Source organism: Paenibacillus selenitireducens, from assembly GCF_002021565.1.
In the GTDB taxonomy this organism is placed as follows: domain Bacteria; phylum Bacillota; class Bacilli; order Paenibacillales; family Paenibacillaceae; genus Paenibacillus_K; species Paenibacillus_K selenitireducens.
Map to the genome: position 1 here is coordinate 34,277 of NZ_MSZX01000006.1, position 18,286 is coordinate 52,562.

Sequence of the window (18,286 nt, forward strand, 5' to 3'; positions counted from 1 at the left end):
GCTTATCTCTCCCAATTCCACAGACCTTGTTGTCCCTTCACCGAAACCGGATGTATCAAGTTCTTAACATTACTCAATTCCCAGGCATACCGACCATCATCGTACCAACCAAAGGACTCTTCTTTCTTTCCGATCGGGTCCTCCCGCATTGTATTGCCCCCTTCTTTTTCAAGAACTACGTCCCCACGAAGACAACGACTAACCTCCCAACATTCTTCTATCCTGCATGTTGCTACAACCGCCCCAGTCGGCAGATTGTCCGCCTTGTAGCCGTACTTCGCCAGCGCACTCCGGATTGGCTCCTTCTCACACGCTTCACGGTCAATTTTCTGGCCGGCATGAATTGCAAGTGGTCCGCGATACTTTGTTGCCCAACCCCGTGTTTCAAATGCTTTCTCTCGAAGGGCAATCAATGTCGCCCACGGTTGATGAATCGTTAAGGCTTTCATTCTCTTTCACTTCCCCATATGGTCGAACCAGGTTCGACAAGTTTTCTGTTAAAAACAAATTACATATTGCTTATAATTCCTACAAAGCAAGTACACAATTGAAATTTCCCCGGTCTGTAAACAGATTTCACAAAAATGTTAAGCCGGTTGCCATCGTACTTATAATGCTTTTAGAAAATTTAAGGAGGTCTTCTTAATGAGACAAGTTAATGAAACAGACAGAAAATATTTCCACGCTTTTGTACGTGAGTTCCCCGAGTATTCACCGCTATTAAACCAATGGGTCGCGGCAAAACTATTGGTAACTGAAAATCCACATGAAGAGTATAGGTTGGCTGAGAAGATTTATAACTTAATGAAACTAAACGGGTGGGGGTAATAGTATGAGACATCCATTTGCTCGTCCTCCCCCAATGTGGTTAAGACAATGAAAATTGTCTGGACATACGCCTTATTAATACTATTAACGATACTCTTGAGGATTAATGCCTTCCGGAACGCGCCATCCGTTCCCGGCGATCCGGTCGATCAAGCGTTTGGCTGAATCAAACGACCACGTACCAACATGTTCAAAGCCGCGCTGTTCCAGGAATCGGATCTGCTTCGGAGTCGTAAGCCCTTCAGTACGCCGTTTGTCTAGGCGTTCAAGTAGCTTTGTCGCCTTCCCGACGTTGTCGACCTGATCGGGCATAATCCCTAGCTTCTCCAACGTCTTGACCTGGGCATCACTTGGCGGCGCCATCTCCCAACCGAAAGACGGTACGTAGCTGGACAGGTCTTCCGCTTGAATACTCATCTCGAATTGCAGCGGATCAACCAGCGCACGCTTACGTCGCTTCATCTCTTCAAGCTGCTTCGCCAGTGCTTCCTCACGTTGCGCAATGACGTCCTCGGCAGCCTGCTTTTCGACCGTTTCCAAATCTAACGGGATCCCAGCCTCTTCGATCTGCTTGGTCATAGCTTTGGCAATCTCCTCATTTTCCGCGATCAAATGCGCCGGATGGCAAAGCTCATGCCGCTCGGTATGCCATAAGAAGTCGAGTAACAATAATTCAGTTTTTCCAGGGAAGAGTCGGGTACCTCGCCCGACCATCTGGCTATATAAACTGCGAACCTTCGTCGGCCGCAGGACAACAACGCAATCCACACTAGGACAGTCCCAACCTTCCGTCAGCAACATGGAATTGCACAGAACGTTGTACTTGCCTGCGTCGAAGTCTGCCAAGACTTCAGCACGGTCCTGTGATTCTCCATTTACTTCCGTAGCCTTAAAGCCGAATCGATTCAAAATCTCGGTGAATTTCTGGCTTGTCTTAACCAATGGAAGGAATACGACGATCTTCCGGTCACTTGCTACTTTCCACATCTCGGCGGCGATAGAGTCCAGGTATGGATCCAATGCAGTACCCAAGTCTTGTGTTTTGAAGTCTCCGGCCTGCTGACCCACGGCTGATAGATTGATCTGCAGCGGAATGGTCATCGCCTTAATTGGACTCAAGAAACCTGCTTTTATAGCCTTTGGCAGCGTGTATTCGTAGGCTAGGCTTTCAAAATATGATCCAAGATTTCGCATATCCCCGCGGTCCGGCGTGGCTGTTACACCCAATACGTTCGCCTGCTCGAAATACTGCAACACGCGCTGATAGCTATCTGATAAGCAATGGTGTGCCTCATCGATAATAATCGTATCGAAGAAATCTTTATCGAACTGCTGTAACCGTTTCTCGCGCATCATCGTCTGAACACTTCCGACGACAACTCTGTACCAACTACCGATCGATGTCTGATCCGCCTTCTCAGTCGCTGTTTTCAGTCCTGTTGATTTCTCCAGCTTATCGGAAGCCTGATCCAAGAGCTCGCTTCGGTGGGCAAGGACGAGCACGCGCTCGCCCAGCCTCACTCGGTCCTCAATTACCTTTGAAAAAACAATCGTCTTCCCGCAGCCCGTCGGTAGGACAAGCAATGTCCGCTGAACACCGTCAGACCATTGCGTCTGAATAGACTGACGTGCCTCCTGTTGATATGGTCTAAGTTCCATAGGCTACCTCCTAAAACTGGCCGGGTGTAAATCCACCGCTTTGCTGGTTTGTTGGAAATGGTGCTTGCTGTTGGTTATATTGAGGTGGAGCCTGATTATATTGTGGCTGCTGCGGTTGTTGCTGCATCAGTTCCTCGTAAGAATAGAAGGACTTAACTTGGTTATTGGTACGGTCCGCACCGTCTCGGCCTTTGAAAGTGTTAATTTCCAGCTTCAGCTTACCCCTTGCACCGACTATAGCATTCCAATTCATGCGTAGCGGTTCTCCTTTCTTCTTCTGACCGATCGCCGCGAAGAAGTTGGATAACAAACCTTCTGTCTTGGTATGCAAGAACAGGTTATGGAATACGACAACATCACCGTGCTCCGGCGAATGAACCGTTAATTCCAATTTAGCCTGATTGCATGCCGGCATTTTTTCGCTACCAGCAAAACGACCACGTTCAAATTTTGAAACCGTGAAATTATAGTCACCAGCGGTAAGGACAACAAAGTCCACACCGTCCTTTTGAATCTGATCATCCCAACCTAGTTCTCTTTCCATGTTTTGATTCATGTGTTAATCCTCCTGTATTATGAAAATGGAATTTTGTTTCTAGCATCTTGAATCATGCCAAACACTTGCTGCCAAGCCCCCACCAATACTCCTTCAATGAACGATGAATCATAATTGCAAATTGGTGTATCATTCGGATAGTATCCCTTTTGACTAACAACCAACTGGATCTCGTACTCCTGCACCTGATGCTGCGCCATTAGATCACGAAGTGACTGCGGAATATTCGGGTTCAAACCATCCTGCGTCTCTGGCGTTGCGGCTGCCGGTTGTTGCGACGAGCTCGCCACCTGGGCTGGTTCCGTTTGAGTTGTCTGCGCTACAACAGCGGTCGGCGGCGGTGTAGGCGGCGCAATCTGTGTTGGCGGTGAAACTGGAGCAGCTCCAGCGAAGATATGTGCGATCTGCCCGTAATCCAACGTAAACTCGTCTGGTAGGCCATGACGGTTCTTTGCGTCCCAAGCTGGGTGGTGCGTTGCATAAACCGTCCGCACGCCGCCTTGGGCCTTGTGCTTCGTTCCTTTCTGGTCAGCGGCAACACTGAAAGTCTTGTAGTTAATGAAGAGCACCATGTCAGCCCATTCCTTGACCAATGCTGCCGTTCTGGAACTCGTCTTTTGCCCGAGCTTAAGTTGGTAGCGATCGTAGGCGCCCATTTCGTCTGGCTGCTCGAACTTGACGATCTGCGAATGTGCCGACAGTACGACATGAATTCCGGCTTCGACTACATCACTTAGAAGGTTCAGGAAGCGTCCAAATTCCTCGGCAGCGAAAATATATCCTTTGCCATATCCGAAATCCTCGATGCCCTTTTTGTTGTGGCTCGCACATACACTTTCATTGCACTGCATTTCGGCCCAGTCGATGGTATCAATGACCAATGTACCGATCAGGGACGGACCTTGCTGAATGGCATATCTGACTTGCTGATTGATCATCTCCCAACTGGTCGGCTTCGGGAATCGCTTTACGTCCAGTTCGGTTGTACTGCCTTCAGTATCTATGAAAACCGAGTTCGGGAACTGAGCTGCCAACGATGATTTACCGATGCCTTCAGGTCCGTAAAGGACAACCTTTTTGGCCTTCTGTACTTTTCCGCCAGTAATCTCAAACATTAGAATTCACCTGCTTTCCACGTTTTTGCTTCCGGTTGTTGCACAGGCTGCTGTGTTGAAATCTCCTGCCCTGCGACATAACCATCTTCGATAATGATGGAGCATTCTTCACCCGTGCTGACTCGCGTTGCAATAGCTTGCAGTCCCTCTTGCTCTAGCCATTGGCCGAACTCTTGCAATGTCTCCAAATCCATCTGTTCCAATTTGTCTAGTAGGATAAAACCGCAGTCAGGTTTCAATTTTCGGACAATTGCCGCGGAAACTTTTAGCTGGTCAGCACCGCTCATGTTATCCCATTTCTGGCGGTTATAAATCAGTTCACCATCTTCAACCGACAGACCAGACAGTGGCAAGTTTGCATTTGTCAGAAGGTCCGTTTTCTGCTTGCGAATCGCCGTGATTTCGGTTGAGAGTGTTTCGTATTGCTGGCGGTAGTCGCCTGCATCCGTTTCGGCCTTGTCTTTATCCAGATTCGCCCTTACCTTACGGTTGATCTCGTCGATCTGCTGAATGTTAGACTCTAGTTCAGCCGTTGACTCGTCGATCAGGTCGAGCGCATCTTTCTGTGCAATCGCTAGGTCATTCTGCGCCTGGCTATACTTCTCTTGGGCAGCGTTGAGCATCGCAGTCAACCGAACCACTTCACGACCATGCTGTTCAAACTCTGCCTGAATCTGCGTCACACGCTGCCGTTTACGCTGATTCTCACCATTCCGGGCTAAGATCCCTTGCTGCTGGCGAATCAACTCCGAAGCGGAGACAGGTTCCTTCGGAGCGTCTGTAAAGTACGGTTGCTCTTTAGCGAACTTTTCTTTCTGATCTGCAATCTGACCAAGCGCCCGCCGATTGTTGTATACTTCCTTCTCCTTTGTTTCCAGTTCATACAGCGTGCCACCTACTCCTATGATTTGAAGTAGGATGTTTGCCTTCTCTCGATTGGAAGCATTCATGAACTTCGGCAGGTCAATGGCCAACTCTTCCACAAAGCTGTCCAGAAGCTGTTGGCCACCTTTCTGGCCTCCTGGATCAAGGACTTTTAAATCGCTATTTTTACCTTTTCGCTCAACGATTAGGCCGTTGGATAGTGTAATGTGCAGATAAGGCGGAACCACCGATCCTTCACGATCAGGCTGCGACGGACGATATTTATTACCACCCAGTCCCCATGCGATAGCATCGAGTACACTGGTTTTACCTTGATTGTTCTTACCACCAACTACTGTCAATCCTGAAGATGTCGGCTCAATTTTTACCGCTTTTACTCGTTTGACGTTTTCGATTTCTAGCTTATTGATTTTAATCATTTTGCCTTCCAACCTTTCCCCTTTTTGTCGACTTGACGTTTTACGATCATTTCAATATTTTCACTCATCGCGAAGATGATGTTCCCATTGCTAGATTTCAATTTGTGCCAAGTCCTAGCAACTCCCCAGGTATCTAAAACTTCTGCTAGTTCACCTGACTTAAGCTTGACCTCGTCACCCTTGAAATAGATCAATTTACTTCACCGTTCGACTTGCCGAAGTGCGGCAGGACAAACATATATCTCTTCCATTGACTAGCGCCAAATCAACCAAATTACCACACAAGAAGCAGCCAGGTACATACTTCCGAAAGACGATGCCTTGGCTAGTAACAAAAATCTCCATTGGATCTCCTTCTTTGATACCCTGTGTCCGGCGAAGCTCCTTCGGGATTACCACACGACCTAAATCATCAACACGACGAACAATTCCAGTAGCTTTCATCTTGCTTCTCCTTCCGACCAGTGATAAACTGGCCTTAACTTATTGTTTTTTTGTTCTGCAGCTTCCCGGGCTCCTACCCCGCGAGAAGCTGTTTTTCGTTATCAATCCTTGAAATCTCTCCGTTAAGCCAATCAACCGCAGCCGGCAGCACTTCAGGATCGCATTGGTAGAGTCCGCTTTGCAGCTTCCAACGCAGACGTTTGAGCTCAAGTTTCCGCCATTGCAGTTCTTCGTCCATCCTTTTGGTTCACCCCCTCCCCAGCGATCACTGTTACAGCCCCAAGCTTCTTAAGCAGACATGCACCCGTGCAAACCAATTCATGGCCGATCTTTAATACTGGTTGTCCAACATATATCTCCGCGCCGCATTCTTCGTTAGCGCAGTAGTCGATCACGTCTGAAGAACCAGTATCAATTTCATTGTTTGGTGTATCCAGATACTTAGCTCTTTGCTGAAAACAAAAATCTTCAATTCTGCTGATACGCATGTTCATACTCCCTTCTATGGCTTGTCCACTATGGAAACCCCGCTAATTAGCGGGTGATAAATCGTCTTTTTCACCTTTCGGCTCTGAGTCAATATAGTCCGGGTTTTTTGTTTTTGGATACTTCCCCTCTTTTATTGCTCTGGTTATAGCCTTAAAACATAATTCATAAATAAAGTCCTGAGTTTCCTGCGGAAATTGAGAAATATGCATTTTCACTCCCTCCCTTGTTCTAACTTATGCAAGGCCCTAAGTAGGACTACCCTGGGAGTTATACCGCTTTGTACTTTTTTAAAATTTCGCTAAAAGCGGATTCCTTACCAAAAAAAATATAGTTTTGAGGCGTTTTGTAAACTCGTTCGATCAACTTAATTTTTTCATAAGGAATTCTCTCAGCGTTCTTTTCCCAACCTTGCAATGTCTTAACACTGATTCCAAGCATTAAAGCTGCTTCATTTTGAGAATATCCTAACTTAGTTCTCAATGACCGCAAGGTGTTTATCATGTAAACAGGTACCGAACTCATGTTTGTCTCACCTCCTTGGAACCCATTGTATTACGCTAAAAGCGAAATTGCAACAATTATTTTTCGCTTAAAACGAAATATTTCTCGTAAAAAGCGTTGTATTTTTCGTTTTTAGCGATATAATAAGATGTAATAAATATTAAGGGGCGGCTAAAGTGGGAGATAAAAATATTCAAGAAATTTTTGCAACAAATATTCATAAATTACGCAAAAGCAAAAGTATGACTCAAGGAGACCTTGCGGAAGTATTGGGTGTTGGTGTTTCTACAATTTCTGATTGGGAGAAAGCAAAAAAATATCCAAGAGCTGGTGTTATCGAGAAGATATCGAGTTATTTCGGTGTTGCAAAAAACAAGCTTTTTGAAGAACAAGCCGATCTTTTTGATTTGTATGATTCTGATGATGATGTAATAAATCTTCCGATTGTTGGCCGTGTTTCATGTGGAAATGGAATAACTGTTTTTGAAGAAATAGACGGTTATGAAGAAACTCCAAAAACATGGGTACGTGGTGGAGATCATTTTTACGTTAGAGCAAGCGGTGATAGCATGATTAATGCACGTATTCATGATGGGGATCTTTTATTAATAAAAAAACAGGATGATGTAGAAGATGGTGAGATCGCCGCTATAACAATTGATGAACAAATTTTCTTGAAACGTGTATTTAAATCGAATGACATGATTATTTTACAATCTGAAAACAGCGAGATCCCTCCAATGTTCAAGACTGAAAATGATGGTCACATAAGAATCATAGGCAAGTTAAAAAAAATTGTCATTGATATGTGAGGTGTTAACAATGACTGTAGCTCTTTATATTAGGGTATCTACTGACGAACAAGCCGAGCAGGGATTTTCTTTAGAATCTCAAAAAGAGAAACTGATTCTTTATTGTAAGTCTCAGGGATGGGAAGATTATAAACTCTACATTGATGACGGTTATACAGGAACGAATATTAATAGACCGGCCATGAAACGTCTTTTAAGACACATTGAAGAAAAAAAAATAACATCAGTTCTCGTTTATAAATTAGATCGATTGAGTAGAAAACAAAAAGATATCTTGGAACTAATAGAAGATCATTTTGAAAAAAATAATGTTTCGTTTAATTCACACCAAGAAAAAATTGATACGTCTACACCGTTTGGAAAAGCTATGTTAGGAGTTTTGGCAGTATTTGCTCAATTAGATCGGGATATGATAATTGAAAGATTGACCGCAGGAAGAAGGCAAAGAGTAAATGAAGGGAAATGGTATGGAGGTCGAATCCCCTTTGGTTATTCATGGGATAAAGAAACACAACAATTACTTGTTGTCCCTGAGGAAGCCAGGATAGTAAAAGAAATTTTTAATATGTATCTTAATGGACACTCTTGTTTATCTATATCTGAGTGGGCATCAGCAAGAGTTAATAACCGTGCCATGTATCATAATATCATTAGGGATATGATAGCAAGACCAGTTTATAAAGGGAAATTCCATAATGCAGGGAAAATCGTAGACGGAATCCATGAAGAAATAATCGATGAAGAAACGTGGGAAGCTGCTCAAATTGAATCAAAAAAGCGAAAGGATGGAATTACGCCACTAGGTGACTTTTTATTAACAGGTTTACTTCGATGTGGTGGTTGTGGTGGTAACATTGTTCATGTCAAAAGATATACTCAAAATAATAACAAAACATATTTTTATGAGTTTTATGTTTGTGCTGCACAACATGTTAGAAAAAAAGATGCAAAAACGCTAAATTGTAAACTAGGTTATGCACATAGAAGTAACGTCGAAAAATATGTTACAGACCAAATACAATCAATTGGAATTTACCCAGAAAAATTTAAAGAGATTTTTCTTGCAGTTACTGATGTGAATGAAAATAGTAATGAATTATTACTTAGTCAATTGCAAGATCAATTACAAAAAATATCATCAAATTTAGAAAACCTCTATGACGCAATTCAAAATGGTGACATAAAAGCATCGGCAGTTAGTGATCGTATTAGACATTTAGAAGAGCAACGAGAGGTAATTGAAAATGATATTGATGACATTATTGAAGAAATACCAAGCAAACATGATGAACAGTCCGCATATGATCTGGTGAAACAGATTGGTGAAGCTTGGGAATTTTTCTCTGATGAAGAAAAGAAAATGGCGATTCGAAAAATCATCAAATCAGTTATCCTGTACGGTAAAAACGGGACTCCACAAATAGAATGGAATTTATATTAATTATTTTTCATTTAATTTTATATTCGTTAAAACCTTCAATAAAATGAAAATGCAATACGATTTCGGCCTGAGCAAAATCTATGAGCTCGTCATTAACTCGAATCCGTGTTATGCCTTTCTGTTGGACGGCAACTCGCTCATCCAGAATAAGCTGATTGTCGCTCACGTCTTAGCTCACTGCGACTTTTTCAAAAATAACATCCGATTCTCCACTTCCAACCGCAACATGGTAGAAAGTATGTCTGCCACGGCAGAACGGGTGAGCCAATATGAAATGGAGCATGGAACAGCGGCCGTCGAGAGTTTCATCGATGCGGTCTTAGCCATACAAGAGCATATCGACCCCCAACTGATCAAGCCGAAGCGACTCGACAAGAAACGTTACACAGATGAACTCATTAGACAAAATAAAGATGGCTCCCCACCCTACAAAGCAGCCGGAGAGTACGATGATCTATGGGACTTGGACCCAGCTAGTATTTTGGATAAAACCGACCAACCGCAACAGAATCAATTCCCTCCGGAACCGGAGAAAGATATTGTGTGGTTCATTCAAGAACACTCACCTGTACTGGAAGACTGGCAGCGAGATATCATGTCGATGCTGCGTGAGGAGATGCTCTACTTCTGGCCGCAGATGGAGACGAAAATCATGAACGAAGGCTGGGCTTCGGTGAGCTAAGGTGCTTACGCAAATAAGCTCTCCACGAACGATCAACGATCGTCTGGATAGCTTTATTCTTGCTAGTTATTTGATACAATGGAATTACCAATACCAAAGTGGAGGTGTCAACTATGCAATGGGAAGAAGTTCGCAAGATTTACCCTGATCAATACGTTAAGCTGCAAATTCTCGCATCCCATATCGATGGGAATACCAAATATGTGGATGAAGTCGCCTTAATTAAAGCGATCCATGATCCCAAGGAGGCAACCCAAGAATTACTTCGTTCGAAAGACGGAGTCATTGTTTCCCATACCTCGAATAAAGAACTGAAGATCGAGATTCGTGCCCTTCGAGGCTTACGGGGAGTCGTACAATATGAAAATTGATCTCGTTGACGGGCTGCTGCAAACCTCTATGTGCAAACCCATACGTTTCCCGCTCGGGGAGGGATGGGTATGGGGTTCCAACCGCTGTTGAAATCGTGTTGTTTGAATTTATTTAAGCGGTAATAACACAATTTCAAAGGCGGACGCTTTCGCTTTTCCACCCCCATACCCATTCCCTCTTCTGTTCTACATCGAGTTACCTGCCACCTACTCCTTCCTTATCAGGTCAGAGATCCGGTATACCGATCGAGAACACATCTCGCCGGTTATTTTTGTTCTATTTATTCTAGGCTAAATAGCCTGTTCATAGGCACTTGCAGATCTTTAAAGACATTAGATTGAACCGTTTCGTGTTCCATATACAGGTTTCTCACCTGATAAGCACAATCCTGCACCGAATACACATGGACCGTTCGATTCCCGGGATCGACAATCCAATATTCCTGCACGCCATTCTTCTGATATAAGTTGAATTTCTCATTAAAGTCCTTCAAGGCGGTAAATGGTGACAGCACTTCAATAATTACAGTTGGTGCACCATGACAGCCATTCTTGGATATTTGATCTTTCGAACAAACAACCGAAAGATCCGGCTGTATGACATGGTCGGGCGATTCATACTCCCCGCTTTCGCTAAAAAAACATCAAATGGGGCAACGAACACAAAGCAACTCCGATTCTGAAAGAATGTCCGCAGCGAGAAGTGAAGCTCTCCTACAATAAATTGATGTAATGAAGTCGGCGTCGGCGACATAGTATAGGCTTTTCCGTTAATTAACTCTCAAGATCCATTCCAGGTTAGCCAATCATGATACGTATGGATTTTCTTCTCATCCGGATTTGACACGATGTTCGACCTCCTTCTGATTATGACAGTTAAAACTTTACTAATTGTACTATGATCTAGCGGACTGTTGCTAATATTGGTACGTTACTTATGATGGTGTTTCAGTTTCAGCAGTCGTAGATACGAAATTTTAACAAACTAAATAAGCTCTTTGTGCATTACGGACATGAGAGACCTTATTGTTTGCTATGCTCATAGATTAGCCGTTGTTGCGGACCTAGATGCTCTTATTCCATTCGAATCATGAGTATATAGCTTATGTTTAGCATGATAAGAGCTGCTGTGTCCGTTCACCCTGCATTTTGAGTGCTTTTGGCATAATTAAGGTCTCCTGTGTCCGTTCATTTCGCGCTCCGTTCCCTGCACCCTAATTTGATTTCGGCAATCTCTCGAAAAGTTATACATTCTTGAATGTCAAAAAAACCTCTCTCATCCATGATGTATCCCATCATTTCAGAAAGAGGTTTCCTAGTATCTTGAACTTAAACAGACATTTCTTCTTTCTTCTGTAAGTCCGAAAGCTTAACGGCCTGACCTGCGTTCAATCTCGATTGTTCCGACGCGAACGCGATCAAATGGCTCTGCAGGGATGCCGTCGCCGAAGTTAAGCCTGCCGATGGATTCACATCGAACTGACGCACATTCCGCAGGAATGAGCTTACCATGCGCTCATCGCCGCCTCCGTGGCCATCGCCTGCCACATTGCAGCCAATCTCAACCTTCTCGCCCGTGACATACCGGTATAGTGTAAAGGATCCCTTGTCCATATCCCCGATGATCTCGCCTTGCGTTCCCATGATTTGAACCCGACGCGTACCGCTCTGCGTCAGCCCCGACATAATGAACGATGCATTCGCTCCGTTTTCGAATTCCATGTTGACCACCTGGTGATCCACGACATTGTTATCGCAGCGATACACACAGCGTCCCCACGGTCCTTCCTTAAGCGCCTTCAAGATCCCCTCTTGCGACAAATCATTCGTCATATAGCGAGCCCAAGGATGTTCCGGCGGCTGCATATACATCTTCATCGCGGAGAAGGCGCATTCCCTTTCAACCTCGCAACCGTCGATGCAACGATCCGTAGAGCCTTCCGGAGCGTTCTCCGCTCTGAAATGCAGCAAAGAACCGAACGAGCTAACGCTTGTACATGGCTGATTCATAAGCCATGAGATAAGATCTAGATCATGGCATGATTTAGCCAGAATCATCGGACTCGTCTCCTCCGAATTGCGCCAATTCCCACGGACATAACTGTGCGTCATGTGCAGGTAACCCACGTTTTCGGTTAATTGAATCGTACCTAGGGTTCCAAGCTCGCCGTCTTCGATACATTTTTTGATCCCAGACCAGAACGGGGAATATCGAAGGACGTGGGTTACGACAAGCAGACGTTTATGGCGAAGCGAAGCTTGCTCTAATTCGATACATTCTTCCATCGATGGAGACATCGGCTTCTCCAGCATCACATGATACCCTAACTCCATCGCTTTCATCGCTGGTATATAATGCATCCGATCGAGTGTACAGATGATCATTACATCGGCAATACGTCCTTGATCGAAGGCTTTCTCCCAAGTATCGTAGACATGCTCTGGCGCGATCTGATGGATCTCGGCAAACCGAGTTCTACGTTCATCGTCCGGCTCCGCTACCGCAACAATCTTTAATTCATTCGGAAACTTCTCTGCGTAAGGCCCATAAATAAATCTTCCTCGACTGCCAGCGCCAAGTAATACGGCTGTTAATGTTTTCAAGACTTCTCCTCCTCTTGTGCACCTTGTACTTCAATTGTAAGGCGGCAGAAGAAGAGGCAAAAGAGATCGTTGCTGACATTTCATATACATTTATTGACCTTGATTCGGTGTCTGAGACCGAGTCATGCGATAATCTTGCGGTGTCGTTTCGTTCTGCTTCTTGAAGAAGCGTATAAACGCGAGCGCCGAATTATACCCCAGGGCAGCCGCGATTTCATTCACTTTCATCGACGTGTTCAACAGCATGTCTTTCGCGGTCAGGTTTCGATAGTCGTTCACGTATTTCGATAACCCAATCCCGGTTATTTGCTTATAAAGTCGGGACAAATACGAAGGATTCAAGCTGACGTAATCCGCTAATGCATTTAAGGAAATATCGGTAGCAATATGCTCTTCGATATAGCGGTGCACCTTATTCACAACCTCTGTCGGCAATTGCGTACCCCGCATCGCATTCCATTCGAAAAAGCAATCCGCCATCTGCCAGAAGTATTGGATCAACTCCGTCCATGAAGCGGAATCCCCGTGACGGTATAACTTATCCAATTCCATCTGCGTATTTATGTAATCCCGAATTTCCCGGTTCTTGTGAATATAGAAAAGAAATACAGCCGATAGCGAATGATACAATTCCGTCTTTCGCTCATACGTTATCCCCGGATCATTCCAAATGGACGTCAGCTCGACGTACAGCTTATTGAATTGCTCCCGATGATTATTCTCTAAGCAAGACATCAGCAATTGAACGCGGGCATGGTAGAAGCCATCGTGATAACTTCCATATTTATTGCCGTCCTCATTCTTTTGAATGTCTTTATCGGTCAATATAACTTCATTAAATAATCCGTGTCCTTGCATGAGACCATATTTGATCGAGTGGAACCGATCCGATACGTTATCCCATGTCGTTGCCTCGTTTCCTAGAAGGAAAGAAACCGATAAACCCAGCAACCGCTTGCAAGTTTCCTGTACGGTCTCCAGAATGCCGCTCGTATATCGATGCGCTCGAACCCAATCCTGGTCATCGATGGCATCGGCAGACAGTGAATCCGAGACCTTCGGTTGAATCATCCAGACGATTTTGGATAACTCGAAGACGACAGAATAACATCTCACATGGGAAGACAAATATTCATCGCAAATGTTCTGCAGTGCATAGGTCAACAACGCTTTATCCGGCGTCGTGAACATCTCTCTCCAAGCGTCTACCCTGCCAATAAGCAAATATACAGGCCTTGTCGCATCGAGCTCGATATCGATTTCTTTGAATGCCTGCGCTAACTGGCTATCTGTTACCTGCTTCCCTTGAAAAAGTCCCCACATATACTCTTTTTGCAGCGAGGGCAATGCCAGTCTCATTTTGGATTGCGCCCTTGCGATCATCTGTTCTTGATTATTTTCTTCCTCTATTTTCTCGATAGCCCGTTCTACGGACTGAATAATTTTCTCATCGCTTTCGACTTTCAGAATGTAATCGAAGCCACCGAAAGTAATCGCACTCCTTGCATATTGGAAATCGTTGTAGCCTGTTAAGAAAATAACTTTGCAGGCGGGCCACTGGGACTTAATCTCCTGCAGCAGCTCAATCCCTTCCAGTCCAGGCATCTTAATGTCGGAAATCACGATATCAATGCGATGTTGTGATAGTACCTCCAGAGCTTCTTCACCTGAATAAGCCTTCATAACCTCGAGTTGCAAATGATGGGTCTGCTCGAATAACTCCAGAAGACCATCGACAATGATGGGAAGGTCATCGACGATAAGCAGTCGGTACATGCTGATTCCTCCTCTAGTTCGCGCTCAGATTGATTTTTACTTGAAGTCCGCCCAGAGCAGAACGTGACACCGTAATGCCATATTCCTCTCCGTAACGTAGTTGTATTCTGCGATGCACATTCATAATCCCCGTTGTCTCCTCCATGCGATTGGAAGATTGACGCAGCCGTTTCTGAAGTTGTTCGATTTCCTCATCGGTGATGCTTCTGCCATTATCTTCGACATAGATGGTAAACACATGGTCCACACGTTCACTATGAACCCATAGCTCGCCCTGTTGAATCATATTGCCCAAGGCATGCTTATAAGCATTTTCGATGATTGGCTGTAGAATCAGCCTTGGTACATGGATATCGGGAACATCCCCTTCGAACTGGACTTGAATGCGGTCTCCATAGCATATGGATTGCATGTCTACATACGTACGAGAATGGTTAACCTCTAGCTCCAGCGGAATATCATCCTCGTCATTGCGGGTAATGAACTGAAAATATTGCCCGATGTATAGGCAGAATTGATAAGCTTTTTCCTTCTGATTCTCAGATTTAATCAAGCGGCATAGCACAAAAAAACAATTATATAAAAAATGAGGATTAATTTGCGATTGCAATCGTTTCAGTTCGGAACGCTGGTTCCTGATTTGCTGCTCGTAATTTTCCTCGATTAGTGTTTTCAAGGATCGGATCGTATCGTTAAATGCTTGGTACAAATATCCGAACTCATCGGCTCCGCGATCGATCACGATGGGTTCCAACCTATTCTGCTGTACGCGCCGGAAGGAATGTACAAGCTTCATTAACGGTCGATAGATGAATCGTATTAGAAAATAGGAAAAGAAAACAACAATGCCTACAGCGAGTGCACATGCCCACCAGAACAACGTTCGATACATATGGAGGGAACCTAAGATTTTCTCTTCAGGAATGCACGTAATGGAATAGGAATTCCAAAGTTTAGAGTATTTATATACCGTAAGAAACCGCTTACCATCATACAGAAGCGTCTCGTAACCTTCGTCCTTTTGCAATTCCCGTTTATCTGAAGCGAAGGATTTCATCTGTTCTAACAATGCAGGGTCCATATCACTCTCAATGTCCCAACCGCGTTCCAAATTGAGCAACACGCTTTGACCGCCTCGCGAGCTCCCGATTTGAGATAATGTTTCTTTGATTTTATTCGTAGATAATTCAACCGCTACAATATATATCGGATTTTTAACCGTATTTATGGGGTATTGCATGGAAATAAATAATCGATCATTCCAGTAAATGAATGGTTCTTCGTACAGCTTCGCATATTGTTGCATGGATGCATATTCCTGCTCATTCAGGAAGGTTTCGAATTTATTGCTAAGAATCGTTCGTTCGATTACAGGGATATAGGCCCTTGTTTCCTTAATAAATGGACTTGAATTCTTCATCAGTTCAAGCCGTCTCTGGATATCCAGTATTTTTCGTGCACGTTCGTAATAACTTATGTCATTGCCCGTGGTTGCAATCTCCATCAAGTCTCTGTCCATCACATAGTTCGGCAAATAACGGCTAATCCGGTCTGCCTCCTTGTCGAGCGAATCCAGATAGAAGCGCGTCGTATTCAGGACAGACTCCGAGATTTCGCTTCGAATATTCTCTGAACCTTTTTCATTAATCATCCACGTGATCGCCATGAGCGGCAACAAGGCTGCCAGAAAGGCAGCCATTATTTTCTTGAATATGGAGGAGTCTTTTAGGAAAAATTGGCTTTTCATCATTTGTTCTCCTGCTGTGTTTTAGTAGAGTGCTCTGATATTATTCTTTGACACTACCCATCACAATTCCTTTAATGAAAAACCGCTGCAAGAACGGATAGACGATCAGAATCGGAAATGCCGCTACGAAAATTTGAGCTGCGCGACTCGTACGATCGGATAACTTAACCATCAATTCGGCATTCTCTGGTTTAATAAAACGAAAATCCATTTTGATAATGACTGTCTGCAAAAAGGTTTGCAGTGGATAATTCTCGGGATGATTCATATAAATCATACCATCAAACCAGCTATTCCAATGTCCCACCATGGTGAAAAGACCTGTCGTTGCCAGTGCCGGCAACGATAGCGGCACATATATTTTCCATAAGGTTGTAAAATGACTTGCCCCATCGATGCGCGAAGATTCCTCAAGTTCTTTGGGCAGATTGCGGTAGAAATTCAGCAGCAAAATAACATTGAACACCGCAACGGCTCCCGGCAGTACCAAAGCCCATATCGTATCGAGCATTCCAAGATTCTTAACGGTTAAATACGTGGGAATAAGACCGCCGCTGAATAAAATCGTGAACACGAAAAACCATGCATAGAAGGTCCGCAGCCGAAATTGCCGAGAATCTTTGGATAATGGATAGGCCGTGATAATTGTCAGCAGCATGCTGACCGCCGTTCCAAGAAAAACACGCTGAATCGATACCCAGAATGCGCGCAAATATTCAGGTTTTCCAAATACGTTATCATAAGCAGCTGTTGTGAATTCAACAGGCCACAGGGTGACTTTTCCGGCAGAGGCTGCCGCCCCGGAACTGAACGAAATTGCTAATATATGAATAATAGGCATAAGGCATAAAAAGGATATAGATGCCAGAACGATGAAGTTGATGACTAAAAACAATCTTCTAGCGAATGATCTGTTAGTATGCACGATGTGTCTCCCTTCTGAATTACCGCCGATTACACTAGAAAATGCGGTAATTCGCTACACGATAGGCAATGAAATAGGACATAGATACGAATATAAAAGAGACGACGGATTTCAGCAGCCCTACGGCCGTAGCGAAACCGAACTGTGCTTGCTGAATTCCCATACGGTATACGAACGTGTCGATAATATCCGCACTTTCATAGACCGGAGGACTGTACAGGTTGAAGATTTGCTCAAATCCGGCATTCAGCACATTCCCGATATTGAGCGTAAACATCAAAATGATAATAGGGAGCATCCCAGGCAGTGTCACATGTAACGTCTGCTTAAAGCGTCCTGCACCGTCGATTTCCGCTGCTTCATACAGTGACGGGTTGATACCCGTGAGTGCAGCCAGATAGACAATGGTACCGAATCCGAACTCTTTCCATACATCCGATATGACCATGACATAAGGGAACCATTTATTGTCTCCTAGGAAAAAAACTGGATCGATGCCGAACAGGCCAAGCACTTGATTGAGAATACCGGAAGATGGAGACAGCACGTCGATTAAAATACCGCTTAACAGGACCCATGAAAGAAAATGAGGCAAGTAAACGAGCGTCTGGAAGGTCCGTTTGACCCATTCTTTCCGCAATTCATTCAGCAATATTGCAATAGTGATTGGAACGAACAAACCTGCTACAATTTTCATCAAGGCAATGTATACCGTATTGAAGAATATACGGCCGATATCCGGGTACTCGATCAATAATTTAAAGTTCTTGAGACCAATAAAGGGTGAGCCGAACAAACCTTTATTCGGAACGTATTTCTGAAAGGCCATCATAATGCCGGCCATCGGGATGTAACTGAAGATGAGGACCAATGCGATCCCAGGAACCAACATCAAGTGAAGCGGCCACTCTCTCTTCCACATGCGTGTTAAACCATTCATGCCATTCACCTCGCTGTATGACTATTAAATAGGAACCAGATTAAAGAAAAGAGGGATTGTTTTTGTCCAACCCCTCGATCCACCTGCTTTTC

Annotated in this window: 20 protein-coding genes and 1 pseudogene; 5 read left to right on the top strand and 16 right to left on the bottom strand. The window is 44.3% G+C overall.

Annotated features, from left to right (window positions below; all coding sequences use genetic code 11):
* Positions 1 to 2: 2 nt before the first annotated feature.
* Positions 3 to 449, bottom strand: coding sequence for an ASCH domain-containing protein (locus BVG16_RS15810; protein WP_078499656.1), 447 nt, complete (start codon positions 447 to 449; stop codon positions 3 to 5).
* 196 nt (positions 450 to 645) lie between these two features.
* Here BVG16_RS15810 and BVG16_RS15815 point away from each other — a divergent pair, with 196 nt between their 5' ends.
* Entirely contained in the window at positions 646 to 828 is a 183-nt protein-coding gene (locus BVG16_RS15815) for a hypothetical protein (RefSeq protein ID WP_078499657.1), read from the top strand.
* A gap of 84 nt (positions 829 to 912) precedes the next feature.
* Here BVG16_RS15815 and BVG16_RS15820 read toward each other — a convergent pair whose 3' ends face one another.
* The 9 genes from BVG16_RS15820 to BVG16_RS15855 all read right to left on the bottom strand — a co-directional run bounded on the left by BVG16_RS15820 (position 913) and on the right by BVG16_RS15855 (position 6,917).
* Positions 913 to 2,487 (bottom strand): DEAD/DEAH box helicase, encoded by a 1,575-nt coding sequence (locus tag BVG16_RS15820; RefSeq protein WP_078499658.1) that lies wholly within the window; start codon positions 2,485 to 2,487, stop codon positions 913 to 915.
* 10 nt (positions 2,488 to 2,497) lie between these two features.
* Complete coding sequence (locus BVG16_RS15825) at positions 2,498 to 3,043, bottom strand: hypothetical protein (protein WP_078499659.1); 546 nt, start codon at positions 3,041 to 3,043, stop codon at positions 2,498 to 2,500.
* Positions 3,044 to 3,060: 17 nt separating this feature from the next.
* On the bottom strand, positions 3,061 to 4,158 hold the full coding sequence (locus tag BVG16_RS15830; protein WP_078499660.1) for an ATP-binding protein: 1,098 nt from the start codon (positions 4,156 to 4,158) through the stop codon (positions 3,061 to 3,063).
* Entirely contained in the window at positions 4,158 to 5,462 is a 1,305-nt protein-coding gene (locus tag BVG16_RS15835) for an AAA family ATPase (protein ID WP_078500112.1), read from the bottom strand. The genes BVG16_RS15830 and BVG16_RS15835 overlap by 1 nt, the downstream gene beginning before the upstream one ends.
* Before the next feature lie 195 nt (positions 5,463 to 5,657).
* A complete protein-coding gene (locus tag BVG16_RS15845) occupies positions 5,658 to 5,906 on the bottom strand; it encodes an AbrB/MazE/SpoVT family DNA-binding domain-containing protein (RefSeq protein ID WP_078499662.1) in 249 nt (82 codons plus the stop codon).
* A 73-nt stretch (positions 5,907 to 5,979) separates the two neighbouring features.
* The gene (locus BVG16_RS32850; protein WP_158081710.1) at positions 5,980 to 6,144 is read right to left on the bottom strand and encodes a hypothetical protein; all 165 of its coding nucleotides are present in this window, start codon (positions 6,142 to 6,144) and stop codon (positions 5,980 to 5,982) included.
* Entirely contained in the window at positions 6,113 to 6,394 is a 282-nt protein-coding gene (locus BVG16_RS15850; protein ID WP_233147056.1) for a hypothetical protein, read from the bottom strand. Before BVG16_RS15850 ends, BVG16_RS32850 begins: the two co-directional genes overlap by 32 nt.
* Before the next feature lie 42 nt (positions 6,395 to 6,436).
* Positions 6,437 to 6,604, bottom strand: a complete 168-nt coding sequence (locus tag BVG16_RS32855) for a hypothetical protein (protein ID WP_158081711.1) — start codon at positions 6,602 to 6,604, stop codon at positions 6,437 to 6,439.
* A 58-nt stretch (positions 6,605 to 6,662) separates the two neighbouring features.
* Positions 6,663 to 6,917, bottom strand: a complete 255-nt coding sequence (locus BVG16_RS15855) for a helix-turn-helix domain-containing protein (protein WP_078499663.1) — start codon at positions 6,915 to 6,917, stop codon at positions 6,663 to 6,665.
* A gap of 155 nt (positions 6,918 to 7,072) precedes the next feature.
* On the opposite strand from BVG16_RS15855, the gene BVG16_RS15860 reads away from it, so the two are divergent.
* The 4 genes and pseudogenes from BVG16_RS15860 (at position 7,073) to BVG16_RS15875 (ending at position 10,202) form a co-directional block, all read left to right on the top strand.
* Complete coding sequence (locus BVG16_RS15860) at positions 7,073 to 7,708, top strand: LexA family protein (RefSeq protein ID WP_078499664.1); 636 nt, start codon at positions 7,073 to 7,075, stop codon at positions 7,706 to 7,708.
* Between the two features lie 10 nt (positions 7,709 to 7,718).
* Positions 7,719 to 9,149: a recombinase family protein gene (locus BVG16_RS15865; protein WP_078499665.1), complete on the top strand. Its 1,431-nt coding sequence runs from the start codon at positions 7,719 to 7,721 to the stop codon at positions 9,147 to 9,149.
* Positions 9,150 to 9,171: 22 nt separating this feature from the next.
* A pseudogene (locus tag BVG16_RS15870) lies at positions 9,172 to 9,822 on the top strand (SpoVR family protein); the annotation flags it as partial.
* 122 nt (positions 9,823 to 9,944) lie between these two features.
* On the top strand, positions 9,945 to 10,202 hold the full coding sequence (locus BVG16_RS15875; RefSeq protein WP_078499666.1) for a hypothetical protein: 258 nt from the start codon (positions 9,945 to 9,947) through the stop codon (positions 10,200 to 10,202).
* Between the two features lie 281 nt (positions 10,203 to 10,483).
* Here BVG16_RS15875 and BVG16_RS33860 read toward each other — a convergent pair whose 3' ends face one another.
* The 6 genes from BVG16_RS33860 to BVG16_RS15905 form a co-directional block, all read right to left on the bottom strand.
* Positions 10,484 to 10,801, bottom strand: a complete 318-nt coding sequence (locus BVG16_RS33860) for a Uma2 family endonuclease (RefSeq protein ID WP_332888791.1) — start codon at positions 10,799 to 10,801, stop codon at positions 10,484 to 10,486.
* Between the two features lie 730 nt (positions 10,802 to 11,531).
* The gene (locus tag BVG16_RS15885) at positions 11,532 to 12,806 is read right to left on the bottom strand and encodes a Gfo/Idh/MocA family protein (protein ID WP_078499667.1); all 1,275 of its coding nucleotides are present in this window, start codon (positions 12,804 to 12,806) and stop codon (positions 11,532 to 11,534) included.
* Between the two features lie 90 nt (positions 12,807 to 12,896).
* A complete protein-coding gene (locus BVG16_RS15890; RefSeq protein WP_078499668.1) occupies positions 12,897 to 14,582 on the bottom strand; it encodes a response regulator in 1,686 nt (561 codons plus the stop codon).
* Between the two features lie 13 nt (positions 14,583 to 14,595).
* Positions 14,596 to 16,329: a sensor histidine kinase gene (locus BVG16_RS15895; protein WP_078499669.1), complete on the bottom strand. Its 1,734-nt coding sequence runs from the start codon at positions 16,327 to 16,329 to the stop codon at positions 14,596 to 14,598.
* Between the two features lie 40 nt (positions 16,330 to 16,369).
* Positions 16,370 to 17,254: a carbohydrate ABC transporter permease gene (locus tag BVG16_RS15900; RefSeq protein ID WP_078499670.1), complete on the bottom strand. Its 885-nt coding sequence runs from the start codon at positions 17,252 to 17,254 to the stop codon at positions 16,370 to 16,372.
* Positions 17,255 to 17,288: 34 nt separating this feature from the next.
* Positions 17,289 to 18,194 (bottom strand): ABC transporter permease, encoded by a 906-nt coding sequence (locus BVG16_RS15905; RefSeq protein WP_198957486.1) that lies wholly within the window; start codon positions 18,192 to 18,194, stop codon positions 17,289 to 17,291.
* Between the last annotated feature and the right edge of the window lie 92 nt (positions 18,195 to 18,286).